Source organism: Streptomyces rubellomurinus (assembly GCF_000961885.1).
Classification (GTDB): Bacteria; Actinomycetota; Actinomycetes; order Streptomycetales; family Streptomycetaceae; genus Kitasatospora; species Kitasatospora rubellomurina.
Genome location: NZ_JZKH01000014.1, coordinates 102,799 through 117,248 on the forward strand (window position 1 = coordinate 102,799; position 14,450 = coordinate 117,248).

Below are 14,450 nucleotides of genomic sequence, written 5' to 3' on the forward strand. Positions count from 1 at the left end.
TCCTACGCGATCGCGCCGCGGTACCAGTACTCCAGGGTCAGCACGTGCCACAGGTGCTTGGAGTAGTCCTGCCGCCCGGCGGCGTCCTCGGCGACCAGCCGCGCCAGCGCGTCGCGGCGCAGGAACCCGGAGCGGACGAGCTCGCCGTCGTTGACCACCTCGCGCACCAGCGGCGCCAGGTCCCGGCTCATCCAGGCCCGCAGCGGGGCGCTGAACAGGCCCTTGGGCCGGTAGACGATCTCCCGGGGCAGCACGCCGGCGGCCGCCTCCTTGAGGACGGCCTTGCCCTGCCGGCCGACGATCTTGCGGTCGCCGGGCACCGCGAACGCCGCCCGGACCACCTCGACGTCCACGTACGGCACCCGGACCTCGGTCGACGCGGCCATGCTGGAGCGGTCCGTGTAGGCGAGGTTCAGGCCCGGCAGGAACATCCGGGCGTCGGCCAGGCACATCCGGTTGACGAAGTCGTCGAGGTCGTTGTCCCGGTACACGTCCGCGTGCTCGGTCAGCACCTCGTCGACCGTCCCGGCCAGGTCCGGGTCGACCAGGCCGAGCAGCTCCGCCCGGTCGTACATGGTGTAGCTGCGCCGGAACGCCGTCTCCTCCGGCAGGTCGGCGAAGGAGAGGAAGCGCTTGGCGAAGCGCACCGACCGCAGCCCCCGGCGGGAGGTGGCGACGGGCAGCCGGTCCACGGCGGCGGACAGGCCGCGCCGCAGCGGCCGCGGCACGCGCTGGTAGCGCAGCGCGAGCCGGTTCGCCAGGTGCTTGCGGTAGCCGGCGAACAGCTCGTCCGCCCCCATCCCGGAGAGCATCACCTTGACCCCGGCCGACCGGGCGGCCGAGCAGATCAGGAAGGTGTTGATCGCGGCCGGGTCGCCGATCGGCTCGTCCAGGTGGTACGTCATCCGCGGCAGCAGGTCGAGCACGTCCGGGGCGATCTCGATCTCGTGCAGGTCGACGCCGAACCGCTCGGCCACCTGCCGGGCGTGGCGCAGGTCGTCGGGCATCGCCTCGAACCTGGCGTCCTCGGCGCGGAACCCGATCGTGTAGGCGGAGATCCCGGGGCGGTCGCGGGCCGCCAGGGCGGTCAGGTAGCTGGAGTCCAGCCCGCCGGAGAGGAAGGTCGCCACCGGGACGTCGGAGAGCAGGTGGCGCCTGGTCGACTCCTCGACGATCGCGGCGAGGTCGGGCCGTTCGCCGGCCCGGGCCCGCTCCCGGCCCTCGGCGGCGACGTCCCGCAGGTTCCAGAACCGGCCGCGCTCCACCCGGCCGTCCGGCCGGCACCGCAGCCAGCTGCCCGGCGGCAGCTTCTCCGCCTCGCGGAAGGCGCACCGGGAGTCCGGCACCCAGTAGTAGAGGAGCGAGGCGACCAGCGCCGCGTGGTCCACCTCCAGCCGCCCGCCGGTGGCGGCGGCCAGCGCCTTGAGCTCGGAGGCGAACACCAGGCCCTCGCCGCGCCGGACCAGGAACAGCGGCTTGATGCCGAGCTGGTCGCGGGCGAGCACCAGCTCGCCGGTGCGCTCGTCGAAGATACCGAACGCGAACATGCCGCGCAGCCGGGGCAGGCAGTCGGTGCCCCAGCGCCGCCAGGCCTCCAGCAGCACCTCGGTGTCGGAGGTGCCGCGGAAGCGCACCCCGGCGGCGGCCAGTTCGGCGCGCAGCTCGGGCGCGTTGTAGAGCTCGCCGTTGTACGTCAGGACGAGGCCGTCCGAGACCATCGGCTGGGCGCCGGTCCCCGACAGGTCGATGATGGACAGCCGCCGGTGCCCCAGGTGCACCTCGCCGAGGCCGTCGCCGAGGGCGTGGCCGTACCGGCCCGACCCGTCCGGGCCGCGGTGGGCGAGGGTGTCGGTGAGCAGGTCGGTCACCGCCTTCCCGTCCGGCCACCGGTACGTGCCCGCGATGCCACACATGTGCTACCTCGCCTCCTGGTCGCTGTCCGGGACCTTCGCGGTCCACGTCGTCCGTCGGTGCGGGCGCCGTCCGGCGCCGCTCTGCCGGGCCCGCCGCACATCGCGCCCCCGCGGCGCGGTGTGCGGCCCGTCCCAGAGCGTGCCGTCGGTGCGGTCCCGCGGATCGGGGTCGATCAGCACCACGCCGATCACCTCGATGTCCTGCTCGGCGAGCTGCCGCGCCACGGTGTGCAGCCAGGCGGCGCTGCCGTGCCCGGCCCGCACCACCAGCACCGTCCGGGTGCCGAGGTGGCGCAGGTCGGTCCACGCGGTGCCGGGCGCCACCGAGCCGACGCCGAGCCGGCGTTGGTCACCCGGCAGGGCGTCCGCGCCCGCGCCGTCGACCACGGTCGGGCCGCCGGCCTTGCGACGGCGCTCGGCGAGCGGCGCACCGGGCAGGCCGTCCACGACGACCACCGGGCCCTCCGGCTCCAGTGCCCCGGCGAGGTCCAGGGCGATCGCGCCCGCGTTGCGCGCGCACCCCAGCTCCAGCAGCGACACCGGCTCCTCACCGGCGCGCACGGCGCGGGCCAGGGTCGTGGTGAGCCCGGCCCGGGCCGTCCGGGTCCGCTTGCGCTGCCACCGGCCGCCCGGCCGGTGGGGCAGCTCCGCGATCACCGAGGCGCCGAGGTTCGCCGCGACCTCCCGGCGCAGCACGGGGCGGTCCGCCACCACCGCGCCGACCGCGGCCAGCGCGATCCCGAGGACGAGCCCGAGCACCAGCCCGATCCCGCCGTTGGTGGCGGCGCCCCTGGCCAGGGACTGCTTCTCCGCGCGCGCGGCGTCCACGACCTGCGTGCCGGCGACGAGCCGGGGCATGCCGACCTTCGCCTCCGCCGCGCGCTGGCTGAAGTCGGTGATCCGCGAGGTGAGTTCGGCCCGGCTGGCGAACAGCGACTCCAGGTTCGCGGACGCCTGCGGCCCCTTCTGCGCCGAGGCGTCCCCGATCGTCGTGTTGACCTGGGCGAGTTCCTCCTTCAGCCGGTCGCGCTGGTCGAGCAGGGCCTTGGACTCGGCGTCGGCGGCTTCCTGGAGCCGCCGGACGTGGTCCGCGACGAAGGTCTCGGCCAGCGCCTTGGCCCGGGCCACCGCCTCCGCGTCGCTGTGGCCCGTCGCGTTGATCTGCAGCAGGTTGTTGGTCAGGCCGGTGCCCCCGTACTCCTTCATGAAGTCCTCGGGCTTCTCGGCGGAGCCGAGGGACTTCAGGGCCTGACCGGCGATCCCCGTGGTCTGCAGCAGGGCGACGTCGGTCTTGATCAGCGTTCCGGGGTCGTTCGGCTGGTCCGCCTGGTGGGCGACCAGCACCTTGGTCACCGCGCTCGGCGGCGGCGGCATCAGGACCGTCACCGCCGCGCCGAGCAGCAGCCCGACCAGCGCCAGGGCGCTCCACAGGCGCCGCCGGCGGCGCACCGCCACCACCAGGGCCTGCAGGTCCAGCAGCGGAGCGGCGCCCGGCGGCTCCGACGTCGTGTCCGTCGTACGCGTCGTCACCCCGCACCTCTCCCCGCGTCGGCGCCGAGGGCGAGCGCCGGCTCGGCGCCCTCCGGAGGACGGCCGGCCGAGCGCGCCGTCCGCGCCGTCCGCGCCCGGACGGCGCCGGCGACGACGACGCCGACCACCTCGTGCCCGGCGTCCGTACACGCCCCGGCGAGGCCGGACAGCTCCGCCGCCGTCCAGCTGCCCGCGCTGAGCACGACGAGCGCACCGGACTCCCCGTCACGGTCCGGCACCAGCGGCCGGGCCACCGGGACCTCCACCACCCGCAGCAGCAGGTCGTCCGCCGCCTCGTCGACGAGCTGCCCGGCGGCCCGCAGGGCGGTCCCGTCGCCGTCCGGGACGACGACCAGCAGCCGCCGCACGGACGGCAGCCGGTCCCCGAGCCGGGCGCACACCCGCCGGTAGCGCAGCCGCCGGCCGGCCTCGTCGCCGCAGGCGTGCGGGGTCGGCACGTCCCACCGGACGTCCAGGCCCAGCAGCCGGCGGAGCAGGGCCCGCGGGCCCCGGCCGCGCGGCCCGCGCGCGGGCCGGTCACCGGCGACGTCGACGACGCCGAGCGGCGCCGCGCCCAGGGCCGCCGCGATCTCCGGCTCGGTCCGCAGCCGGCGGCTCATCCGCGCGGCGGTGAGATGGCCGACGACCCCGAGCAGGAACGCCAGCAGCGCCCCGGCCGCGACGAGTTGCGTCCTCGTCGGCGGCGCCTCGGCGGACGGCCGGGCGGCCGGCCCCATCACGACCATGTTGGCCTTGGCGGCGGCCGGATCGACCTGGTCCAGCTTCTTGACGGCGTCCTGCAGCGCGGTGCGCAGCTTGGTGAGCTCGGTGCGGGTCTGCACGCTCTCCACCGTCTGCCCCGGGCCGGCCGCGTCGGCCAGTTCGGTGATCCGGCGGCTGGCCTGCGCCACCAGCTGCCGCAGTTCCTCGGGCTGCGCCGCGGAGGGGTCGGAGCCGTCGCCGGCCGTCCGCGCGGCGAAGGTGACGAACTGCTTGGCGACCTGGTCGGAGAGCTGCTGGGCGCGCTCCGGGGTCTCGGCCGTGCCGGAGATCTTGATGATGTTCCCGTCCGCGGCCGTGGCGCTCACCCGGTCCGTGAGCGTGCCGCCGCCGACCCCGGGCCAGCCGAGCGCGGCGGCCGCCCGGTCGACCACCACCGAACTGGTCGCGATCTCCGACTGGGTCAGCAGCTCGCGCTCCTGCCACACCCCCGGCAGCAGCACCGACGCGGAGGCCGTGTACTGCGGCGGGAACAGCAGGGAGGCGCCGAAGCCGACCAGCCCGCCCAGGACGGCGAGGACGGCGAGCAGCCGCCAGCGCCGCCGGAGGATCCGGCCGACGGTGACCAGGCGTATCGTTTCGTCGCTCAACGGCGCGGCCTTCTCCCGGCCCGGCCCCGGCCACCTGCCGAAACCGGGGCGCGGCCGCCGACCGCGGCGGCGTAGGCGGCGAGCAGCGAGCGCTGGGAGTTGCGCCAGGCGAGCGGCCCGTTGATCCGTTCCTGGCCGAGCTTGCCCATCCAGGCCCGCTTCTCCGGGTCGTCCATCAACCGGGCGACCAGCCGGGCGAATTCGGCCTCGTCGTCGGCGGCCGCGTAGACCGCGGCGTCACCGGCGGAGACCCGGGCCTCCCGGAGGTCGAAGGAGACGATCGGCCGGCCCATCACCATGTACTCCAGGACCTTGTTCATGGTGGACACGTCGTTGAGCGGGTTGCGCGGGTCCGGGGACAGGCACACGTCGGCGGTGGACAGGTAGCGCACCAGGTCGGCGTCCGGCACCCGCCCGGTGAACTGCACCTGCTCGGCGAGCCCGAGCCGCCGGGACAGCTCCACCATCGCGTCGAAGGTGTCGCCGCCGCCGACGAACACGGCGTGCCAGTCGGTCCGGCCGAGCTCGTCGCGCAGCTTCGCGAGCGCCCGCAGGGCGTAGTCGACGCCGTCCTGCGGGCCCATCACGCCCAGGTAGCACAGCAGATGGGGTTTGCCGCGCTTCAACTCCGGCTCCGGCGGCACCGGTTGGAACCGTTCGGTGTCGGGTGCGCTGCGCACCACGAAGACGTCCTCGGGCCGCAGGCCGCCGCGGCGCAGCGCGGTGTCCCGGTAGCTCTCGTTGGTCGCGAGCACGACGTCCGCGGCCCGGTAGGTGAGCCGCTCCAGCGCGCACACGCCGCGGTACAGCAGGTCCGCGCCGCGGTCGAAGCGGGAGAGGTACAGCTCCGGCACCAGGTCGTGCTGGTCGAAGACGAAGCGGGCGCCGCGCCGCTTGAGCCACAGGGCGGGCAGGAACAGCAGGTCGGGCGGGTTGCAGGCGTGCACCACGTCGACCGGGCCGATCCGGCGGGCGAGCCGGGCCGTGTGCCACAGCGCCGTCCCGTACTCCCGCAGGTAGCCGGCCGGCCCGCCGGTGGCGGCCCGCAGCGGGTAGCGGTGGATCCGCACCCCGTCGATCACCGCCTCCGGCTCGGTGTCGCGCTTGGTCCCGCGCGGGCAGATGACGTCCACCGTCCAGCCCGCGTCGCGCAGGGTCGTGCACTCCTGCCACACCCGCCGGTCGAACGGCACCGACAGGTTCTCCACGAGGACCAGCGCGCGACGGCCCTGCCCGTGCGCGCCGGTCGTGTCGTCACCAGGCAAGGCCCGTGTACCCCGGTTCGGCCCGGCGCGCCTCGGCGTCGGGGAGGCGGACGAGATCGACGAGCACCCGGTCGCCGCCGGGCGGCAGCGCGGACAGCACGGCCGGGTCCCTGGTGCCGACCACGCACACCTCGGCGTGCCGGAGCACCTCGTCGACGGTGGGCGCGAGCAGCTGCGCGAGGTGCGGCAGCCGGGTCTCGATGTACTCGCGGTTCGCGCCGAGCAGCCGCGAGAGGTTCACGTTGGGGTCGTAGATCCGCAGGTCGTAGCCCTTGCCGAAGAGCCGCTCCGCCAGTTCGACGAGCGGGCTCTCGCGCAGGTCGTCGGTGCCGGGCTTGAAGGACAGGCCGAACATGCCCACCCGCCGGCTGCCGGTGCGCTCGACCAGCTCGACCGCGCGCTGCAGGTGGTCGGCGTTGGAGGGCAGCACGTGGGAGAGGATCGGCACCGAGACGTCGGCCCGCCGCGCCGCGTGGACCAGGCTGCGCAGGTCCTTGGGCAGGCAGGAGCCACCGAAGGCGAAGCCGGGCCGCAGGTAGGCGGGGCTGATGTTGAGCTTGCGGTCGGCCAGGAACACGTCCATCACCTGGTGCGAGTCCACCCCGAGCGCCCGGCACACCGCGCCCAGCTCGTTCGCGAAGCCGATCTTGAGGCCGTGGAACGCGTTGTCCGCGTACTTGATCGCCTCGGCCACCGGGACGGGCACCCGGAACACCTCGCCGGGCAGGCCGCCGTACAGCGCCGCGACCACGTCGCCGCTCGCGGTGTCGAGCTCCCCGATGACGGTCTTCGGCGGGTCGAAGAAGTCCCGCACGCTGGTGCCCTCGCGCAGGAACTCCGGGTTGACGGCGACCCCGACGTCCACCCCGGCCGTGCCGCCGAGGTGCTTCTCCAGGATCGGCACCAGCAGGTCGAGACAGGTGCCCGGCAGCATGGTGCTGCGGAAGACGACGGTGTGCCGGCCCCCCTTCTCGGCCGCCGCCGCGCCGATCTGCTCGGTGACCCGCTCCAGGTAGGTGGTGCACAGGCTGCCGTTGGCCTCGGACGGCGTGCCCACGCAGACCAGCGACACCTCGCTGCCCTGCACCGCCTCGCGGACGTCGGCGGTGGCGCGCAGCCGCCCGGCCCGGACGACCTCGGCGGTGAGCTCGCCGATCCGCTCCTCGACCACCGGGGCCCTGCCGTCGTTGACCAGGTCGACCTTCACCTGGTTCACGTCCACCCCGATGACCTCGTGGCCCAGGCTGGCCAGGCACGCGGCCGACACGCAGCCCACGTAGCCGAGCCCCAGGACGCTGACCCTCATGACCCGTTCCTCCCCTCGGGCAGGCCCTTGTGGCCGGCCGTCCGCGCGCCCATCGGGCGACGCTCCCTCCCGCATCAGTAGGCCCCCTGCCCCTGGAGCACCGCACGCAGCGTCTTCCAGAGGATCACCGCGTCCAGGGCGAGCGACCAGTCCTCCACGTAGCGCAGGTCCAGCCGGACCGCCTCCTCCCACGGCAGGTCGCTGCGCCCGCTGATCTGCCACAGGCCGGTCAGCCCGGGCTTGACGAGCAGCCGCCGCCGGATGTCCGGGCCGTACGCGGCGGACTCCTCCGGCAGCGGGGGCCGCGGCCCGACGAGCGACATCGAGCCGGCCAACACGTTGAACAGCTGCGGCAGTTCGTCGAGCGAGTAGCGCCGCAGCACTCCGCCCACCCTGGTCACCCGGGGGTCCTGGCGGAGCTTGAACAGCAGGCCGGCGCCCTCGTTGCGGTCCGCCAGCTCGGCGCGGGCCCGGTCGGCCCCGACGACCATGGTGCGGAACTTCAGCAGGGTGAACTCCCGGCCGTCCTTGCCGACCCGCTGCTGCCGGTAGAACGCCCCGCCCCGGCTGTCCGTCCGCACGAGCAACCCGACGAGCAGCATCAGCGGCGCGAACAGGATCAGCAGGACCACGGCGCCCAGCCGGTCGACGACCGCCTTGACCGCCCGCGGGCCCCCGGTGAAGGTCGGCATGCTGACCCGCAGCATCGGGATCCCGAGCACCGCGTCGACGTGCAGCCGCGGGCCGGCCACCTCCATCAGCACCGGGGCGACCACCATCTCGGCCTCGCCGCCCTCCAGGTTCCAGGCCAGCCGCTGCAGCCGGTCCGGCGACCAGTGCGGGTCCGGGGTGACCGCGACGACCCGGTAGCCGTCGCGGCGGACGTGGTTGGCGACGTCCGCCAGCCGGCCGACGACCGGCACGCCGTCCAGGCGGTCACCGCCCGGCCCGAGGTCGTACGGCGTGCACACCGCCTCCACCCGCCAGCCGAGGTGCGGGAACTTGCGGGTCCGGCCGATCAGGTCGCGCACGGTGGCCGGGCTGCCGGCGGCGAGGACCGGGCGCAGGCACCGCCCCGCGTTGCGCTGCCGGTGCAGCCACAGGCGCAGCAGGTACCGCTCGGTCATGGTGACGAGCGTGACCGCCGGGATCGCGACGAAGATCCAGAGCTTGATGTTGTGCGAGCCGAGGGCGATCCCGCCGAGCGACAGGACGACGGCGGCCGTGAACAGCGAGCGCCCGAGCCGGCGGAACTCCTCGGCGCCCTGGCCCAGTACGGCCGGCGCCCAGGACCGGGTCGTCGCCAGCGCGCCCAGCACCAGCAGTTCGGTGCCGAAGGCGAGGATGCCCCACTTCTCGTGCCAGTTGGCCGCGTCCCGGACCCCGAAGAACCCGCCGATCGCCGCCACCACGAAGGCGGTGGCCACGGTGTCGCTGATGATCACCGCACGGCGGTACTGCTGCTCCCAGTCGATCTCGGGCCGGCTGTACTTCCCGTTCACCCGGCGCTTGCGCACCGGTGGGAACGGGCGGACTAATTCTCCTTCCCCCTGCTCGACTGCCCCGTCCAGGTCGTCAGTGGGTTCGACGTGCTCGCTCCACACGATTCCTCTCCCCCCGGGAGGCTCGCGCCTCCCGCACTGTTCCTCCCCTCGGGAGGCACCGACTCCCGTGCCGCGCCGTTCCCTCCTCCGGGGGACCCCCGCCCCCCGCGCACGCCAAAACAGGCCCTGGCCGTACCGCGTGAAAACTCCGCCCGGCGTCAACGGACGCGAAAGTCCTGCCGGATTCCCGAGGCGTGCGGGAAACCGCCGCCGGTCACTCCCCACACACGAATCACTCGAAACACACTGCTGGCCGTGCGCAGCGCCGAACCTGGATCATCATTCGTCGCCTCGCCTCCAGCCGTGCGGGGCGAAAATCAATGTAGAGCATCGAAGCCACCCAAAGAGGGGGATGTGTGAAACGCGTGCTCGAAATTTGAACTGGGATGGACCGAAGGGTGACGGCGGGCGGTCCCCGGGCGGCGGCGGCACGTGCGCTGACCTGCGGCGACGGAGGTTCACCGGCCCGCCGGCAGCGACCCTTCCGAGGCGTCGCGCCACGGCCGGCGGGGCCGATTTCAGGACATCCGCGACGCCGTTCGGCCGCCGGAACGGCGTCGGGCGCGACGGGCGGCAAGATCCACGGGAAACAAAGATCGTCTTCAAATGATCAAACCCCGAGCAAGATCCGAAGAATTGACGACGGCGCCCCGCCGGATGCGACGGCGGCCCGGCGCGGAGGTGTTCCGCGCCGGGCCGCCGCCCGCTCTCCGTACCCGGCCGGGCTACCAGGCGGCCCCGGCGTACGGCCGGGACCACAGCGCCACCTGGAGGGTGACGGCCTTGAACCACGCCTGGTGCATCGCCTCGACCTCCGCCTCGGCGTGCCCCTTGGCCGCGAGGAACGGCCGCACGGTCGCCGTGATCGGGTACACGAACGCGATCAGGTAGCGCAGCGGCACGTGCGGGACGGACCGCGCGCCGTCGGTGGCGTTCTTCTTCGCCGACGTGTGGCGCAGCGCGATCTCCTCCTGCTGGGCGAGCCAGCGGGCGTCGTACGGGCGGGTGCAGGTGTCGGCGATCCACTGCCCGAAGCGCAGGCGCACGGCGGCGAGGTACTCGCTGACGGGCGCGCCCTCGGGGGTCGAGAAGTAGGCGAGCAGGTGCGGGTGGGAGCCGACGAAGCCGTACCAGACGTCCAGGATCCGCTCGGTCTGGTCGGCCAGGACCTCGCCGGCGAGCTTGAGCGCGGTGACGTCCGCGTCGGAGAACAGGGTCGCCGCGGCGAGGCCGTCGAAGTCGTCGGCGGTGACCGGGGAGGCGGGCAGGTCGGGGTGGTCGTAGTGGTAGCCGGGAAGGGGCGCGGGCGTCATGGCCGTCCTCGAATCCTTGCGTGGGTGGACCTGGCGGAGGAGTCCTGATTAGGAGTCCTAACTACGCCGAAGCTACCGACCGGACCAGGGGTCGCGCAAGGGCCGGCCCGCGCCGGTGACAAGGAAGTTGACGAACGATCAGGGCCGCTGCGCGGGCTCGTGCGCCGGCTCGTGTTCGGGGCAGTCCACGCGCAGATCGGCCGCGCCGAGCGGGGCCGCCATCAGCCCGCACCACTCCCCCGCCGGCCCGTCCGGATGCTCGTGGCGCAGGAAGCGGCAGGTCAGGCAGGTGCGGGCGACGGTGATGCGCCCGGTGCGGTGCAGCGAGGCGACGGCCTCCAGCAGCACCCGCAGCGCGGTGGCCCGGTCCTCCGGCGAGGCGGCGGACAGGCCCGCGGCGAGCGGGTCCCGCCAGCCCCGCAGCCGTTCGGCGGCCTCCCGCCCCGGCCCGGTCGGCACCCAGGCCGAGCGCCGGGTCTCCGTCACGTCCGGGACGGCCTCCAGCAGCCCCTTGCGCACCAGCGCGGCGGCGGCGTCGCTGACGGTCGGCGCGGACACCTCCAGCCAGCGCGCGAAACTGCCCGTGCTCTGCGGCCCGGCGCTCGGCGAAGTGACCCGCAGCAGCAACTGCGCCTGGGTGACGGACAGTCCCTCACGCTTGGCCGCGTCCCGCAGCATCGCCCGCCCGGCGTCCCCGAGCCGCTCGACCGCGTCGATCAGCCGGGCGTCGAGACCGTCCGCCCCGCGCTCCACCGCGCCGCCCTCCGCCACCAGGACCTCCCCCTCCGGCCGGCGGCCCCACGGACGGGACCCCGGCGGCCGCCCAGTCTAGGTCCTCCCTTTTGGATCTTGTCCGGCCGAGCCCCGCGGACGACCGAACGAAAGTCCGGGCCGAGATATCCACCCGTTTCGGGCCGGGGCCTGCTACAGTCGTTTTTGTTGCAGTAGTGGTTCCCATGAACTTTGTGTGCGCCTGCTGGTGTTCTCCGCAGGCGCATTTTTGTTTCCCGGCTTCCCGGGCGGGCGCTCATCACGGCGACTCGGAGCCCGCGCTGTGCGCGCTTCGACCAGTCCCTTGAAGGAGATTCTTAATGGCTAATGGCACCGTGAAGTGGTTCAACTCGGAAAAGGGCTTCGGCTTCATCGAGCAGGAGGGTGGCGGTCCGGACGTGTTCGCCCACTACTCGAACATCAACGCCAACGGCTTCCGTGAGCTGCTCGAGGGCCAGAAGGTCGAGTTCGACGTCACGCAGGGCCAGAAGGGCCCGCAGGCGGAGAACATTCGCCCGCTGTAGTTCTGTTCTGCTACGGCACCCCGTTCGATGACGAGGGGCCCGCACCGCGTACACGATGCCCGGTGCGGGCCCCTCGGCATTGCGCCACGGCACTTCCCCGGCCGTTCAAGCCCCCCTGACTGCGCCGCGGTTCCTTCCTCGTGACGCGCCCCTGAGGAAGGTTTCTCCGCATGAACCGATCCAGCCGTTCCCCGTTCCGGAACGACAGCCGGCGCAACGACAGCCGGCGCTCCGCCGACCGGGGCGGCCGTCACGGGTCCGCCGCCCGGGGAGAGTTCGCGATTCCGGTGAGCACCACCCCGGCGCTGCCGGCCGTCGAGTCCTTCGCCGAGCTGGACATGCCGAAGGCCCTGCTGTCGGTGCTGACCCGGCAGGGCGTCACCTCGCCCTTCCCGATCCAGGCCGCGACGCTGCCGAACTCGCTGGCCGGCCGCGACGTGCTGGGCCGGGGCCGCACCGGTTCCGGCAAGACCATCGCGTTCGGCCTCGCGGTGCTGGCCCGCACCGCCGGGCAGCGGGCCGAACCCCGCCGCCCGCTGGCCCTGGTGCTGGTGCCCACCCGCGAGCTCGCGCAGCAGGTCACCGAAGCCCTCACCCCCTACGCCCGCGCGACGCGCGTGCGGATGGCGACCGTGGTCGGCGGGACGTCGATGAGCCGCCAGGCCTGGCTGCTGAACCGCGGGGCGGAGGTCGTGGTGGCCACCCCGGGCCGGCTTGAGGACCTGATCCGGCGCGGCGACTGCGAGCTGGGGGACGTGGGTGTCACCGTCCTCGACGAGGCCGACCAGATGGCCGACATGGGCTTCCTGCCGCAGGTCACCGAATTCCTCGAACAGGTCGCCGAGGGCAGCCAGACCCTGCTGTTCTCCGCGACCCTCGACCGCAACGTCGACCGCCTCGTACGGCGCTTCCTCAAGGACCCGGTCACCCACTCGGTGGACCCGTCCGCGGCCGCGGTCGGCACCATGGAGCACCACGTGCTGCACGTGCAGAGCTTCGACAAGAACGCCACGATCGCCCACATCGCCTCCCGTGACGGCGGAGTGATCCTGTTCATCGACACCAAGCACGGCGCGGACCGCCTGGTCGAGGACCTGCTCGCGAACGGGGTCAGGGCCGCGGCCCTGCACGGCGGCAAGTCCCAGCCGGAGCGCACCCACACCCTGGAGCAGTTTCGCACCGGCCAGGTGACCGCGCTGGTCGCGACCAACGTCGCCGCCCGGGGCATCCACGTCGACGGGCTCGACCTGGTCGTCAACCTGGACCCGCCGGCCGACCACAAGGACTACGTGCACCGGGGCGGCCGCACCGCCCGGGCCGGCGAGTCCGGCACCGTCGTCACGCTCGTGCTGCCCGGCCAGCGCCGCGCGATGGCCCGCATGCTGACCGCGGCCGGCATCACCCCCGTCGCCACCAAGGTCCGCTCCGGCGACGAGGAGCTCGCCCGCATCACCGGCGCCCGCGTCCCCACCGGCGTGCCCGTCGTCGTCCCTGGCCCCGTCGTCGAGCGTCCGCGCCGCGGCGCTTCGACCCGCGGCCGCCGCCACCGCCCCGCCGGCACCGGCGGCGGCACCCGCACGGCCTCCGGCCGCGACCACCAGGGCGACTCCGGCCGCCGCCGGGCACCCCGGCCCGCCGCCTCCGCCGCGTAGCAGCCCCGACCGGGACGGCCGGGCGGCCGGGCAGTCGAGCGGTCGAGCGCGGCGGCCGGCGTACCCGTCACCGCCTCGGCCCCGCCAGGGCGTACGCCACGGTGCCGACCGCCAGCAGGGCCCACGCCGTCCCCGTGGAGGCCGCCGTGTCGGGCGGGAAGACCATCCAGCCGAGCACCTCTCCCACGGTGCCGCCCGGAGGCGGCACGAGCACGGTGAACGCGAGCCAGCCGGTCGGCAGGGCCCAGGCGAACCCGGCCCCGCACAGCCCCGCCCCGAGTGCCGCCAGGCCGACCAGGCCGGCGCTGTCCCGGACGACGACCTCCGCCGGAACAGGGCTCGCGCCCGCCGCGCGGAAGGCCAGCAGCGCCCCTCCGGCGGACACGCCGATCAGCAGCACGTGCACCGCCCGGCGCGGCACCCAGCGGATCGCCGCCGTCCGCTCCAGCGCGGCGCCGGGCCCGCCGGGTCCGACGGACGCGGCCGCCACCTTCGCGGTGAGGACCAGTCCCACCATCCCCAGGTCCATCGGGCCCGCGCCGCCCCGGGTACCGGCCCACACCGCCAGTGCGACGAGCGCGACCGCGGCGGCCGAGGCGGGCACCTGCCGCGACCGGGCGTACAGCATCAGCCACCTCATCGCGGCGCTCCCTCGCCAGCACCGCGAGCTGCCGGTAGCCCGAGCAGGAGAGGGCGGCGGTCATCGCGAACCACGGGGCGGCGACCGGCGTCAGCCAGGCCGCGAGCCGCCACGGGCGGCGCCGGTCCACGGGCGCCCCGGCCGCCGCGTCCAACTCCGGTTCCAGACCAGCCCGGACGGTGCCGAGGAGCGCGACGACATCGGGCACCCCGGCGGCCACGGAGGCCGCCAGTCGGCTCCGGCACGGCGCGCCTCGACGCGTGTTCCCCGCTCATGCCAGCGCCTCCCGCATCGCGATCCGGGCCCGGCGGGCGCGGGTCTTGACCGTGCCTTCGGGCAATCTGAGCAGGACGGCGGTCTCCCGGACGGACAGTCCGTCGAGCACCGTCGCCTGCAGCACCTCACGGAGTTCCGGCGCCAGTCGCCGGCCTTCCGGTGACAGCCGGGGCCGGGGTGCCACTCGCCGCCGGAAACGCGAAAAGGCCCACCCGGGAACCCGGGTGGGCCTTTTCTGAAGAATTGTTCGGCGGCGTCCTACTCTCCCACAGGGTCCCCCCTGCAG

General features: G+C 74.3%; 11 protein-coding genes and 1 pseudogene. 2 read left to right on the forward strand and 10 right to left on the reverse strand.

The window, feature by feature from the left end:
* Nucleotides 1–2: 2 nt before the first annotated feature.
* From asnB to VM95_RS09985, 8 genes are all read right to left on the reverse strand, one after another.
* Nucleotides 3–1,913 carry an asparagine synthase (glutamine-hydrolyzing) gene (gene asnB / locus VM95_RS09945; RefSeq protein ID WP_045694194.1) on the reverse strand — a complete coding sequence of 637 codons (1,911 nt, stop codon included), beginning with the start codon at nt 1,911–1,913 and terminating at the stop codon, nt 3–5.
* A gap of 3 nt (nt 1,914–1,916) precedes the next feature.
* Nucleotides 1,917–3,443, reverse strand: a complete 1,527-nt coding sequence (locus VM95_RS09950; protein ID WP_045694196.1) for a Wzz/FepE/Etk N-terminal domain-containing protein — start codon at nt 3,441–3,443, stop codon at nt 1,917–1,919.
* A complete protein-coding gene (locus VM95_RS09955; RefSeq protein ID WP_045694198.1) occupies nt 3,440–4,813 on the reverse strand; it encodes a Wzz/FepE/Etk N-terminal domain-containing protein in 1,374 nt (457 codons plus the stop codon). Before VM95_RS09955 ends, VM95_RS09950 begins: the two co-directional genes overlap by 4 nt.
* Complete coding sequence (locus VM95_RS09960; protein ID WP_045694200.1) at nt 4,810–6,078, reverse strand: glycosyltransferase family 4 protein; 1,269 nt, start codon at nt 6,076–6,078, stop codon at nt 4,810–4,812. Before VM95_RS09960 ends, VM95_RS09955 begins: the two co-directional genes overlap by 4 nt.
* Nucleotides 6,068–7,384, reverse strand: coding sequence for a nucleotide sugar dehydrogenase (locus tag VM95_RS09965; protein WP_045694202.1), 1,317 nt, complete (start codon nt 7,382–7,384; stop codon nt 6,068–6,070). Before VM95_RS09965 ends, VM95_RS09960 begins: the two co-directional genes overlap by 11 nt.
* A 74-nt stretch (nt 7,385–7,458) precedes the next feature.
* Nucleotides 7,459–8,955 (reverse strand): sugar transferase, encoded by a 1,497-nt coding sequence (locus VM95_RS09970; RefSeq protein ID WP_045694285.1) that lies wholly within the window; start codon nt 8,953–8,955, stop codon nt 7,459–7,461.
* 758 nt (nt 8,956–9,713) lie between these two features.
* Nucleotides 9,714–10,301 (reverse strand): protoglobin domain-containing protein, encoded by a 588-nt coding sequence (locus VM95_RS09980; protein WP_045694208.1) that lies wholly within the window; start codon nt 10,299–10,301, stop codon nt 9,714–9,716.
* A 138-nt stretch (nt 10,302–10,439) separates the two neighbouring features.
* A complete protein-coding gene (locus VM95_RS09985; RefSeq protein ID WP_052707249.1) occupies nt 10,440–11,072 on the reverse strand; it encodes a MarR family winged helix-turn-helix transcriptional regulator in 633 nt (210 codons plus the stop codon).
* Between the two features lie 320 nt (nt 11,073–11,392).
* Between VM95_RS09985 and VM95_RS09990 the strand changes: the two genes are divergently transcribed.
* Both VM95_RS09990 and VM95_RS09995 read left to right on the forward strand, forming a co-directional pair.
* Nucleotides 11,393–11,596: a cold-shock protein gene (locus tag VM95_RS09990; RefSeq protein ID WP_045694210.1), complete on the forward strand. Its 204-nt coding sequence runs from the start codon at nt 11,393–11,395 to the stop codon at nt 11,594–11,596.
* A gap of 170 nt (nt 11,597–11,766) precedes the next feature.
* Nucleotides 11,767–13,248: a DEAD/DEAH box helicase gene (locus VM95_RS09995; RefSeq protein ID WP_045694212.1), complete on the forward strand. Its 1,482-nt coding sequence runs from the start codon at nt 11,767–11,769 to the stop codon at nt 13,246–13,248.
* A gap of 67 nt (nt 13,249–13,315) precedes the next feature.
* Here VM95_RS09995 and VM95_RS10000 read toward each other — a convergent pair whose 3' ends face one another.
* The gene (locus VM95_RS10000) at nt 13,316–13,888 is read right to left on the reverse strand and encodes a hypothetical protein (protein WP_045694214.1); all 573 of its coding nucleotides are present in this window, start codon (nt 13,886–13,888) and stop codon (nt 13,316–13,318) included.
* A gap of 271 nt (nt 13,889–14,159) precedes the next feature.
* A pseudogene (locus tag VM95_RS40105) lies at nt 14,160–14,315 on the reverse strand (sigma factor-like helix-turn-helix DNA-binding protein); the annotation flags it as partial.
* Nucleotides 14,316–14,450 lie beyond the last annotated feature (135 nt).

What these genes read in the sequence shown, in the direction of transcription:
- asnB (WP_045694194.1), bottom strand. Translation starts at nt 1,913, where the DNA reads ATGTGTGGCATCGCGGGCACGTACCGGTGGCCGGACGGGAAGGCGGTG.
- VM95_RS09965 (WP_045694202.1), bottom strand. Translation starts at nt 7,384, where the DNA reads ATGAGGGTCAGCGTCCTGGGGCTCGGCTACGTGGGCTGCGTGTCGGCC.
- VM95_RS09980 (WP_045694208.1), bottom strand. Translation starts at nt 10,301, where the DNA reads ATGACGCCCGCGCCCCTTCCCGGCTACCACTACGACCACCCCGACCTG.
- VM95_RS09990 (WP_045694210.1), top strand. Translation starts at nt 11,393, where the DNA reads ATGGCTAATGGCACCGTGAAGTGGTTCAACTCGGAAAAGGGCTTCGGC.
- VM95_RS09995 (WP_045694212.1), top strand. Translation starts at nt 11,767, where the DNA reads ATGAACCGATCCAGCCGTTCCCCGTTCCGGAACGACAGCCGGCGCAAC.
- VM95_RS10000 (WP_045694214.1), bottom strand. Translation starts at nt 13,888, where the DNA reads ATGAGGTGGCTGATGCTGTACGCCCGGTCGCGGCAGGTGCCCGCCTCG.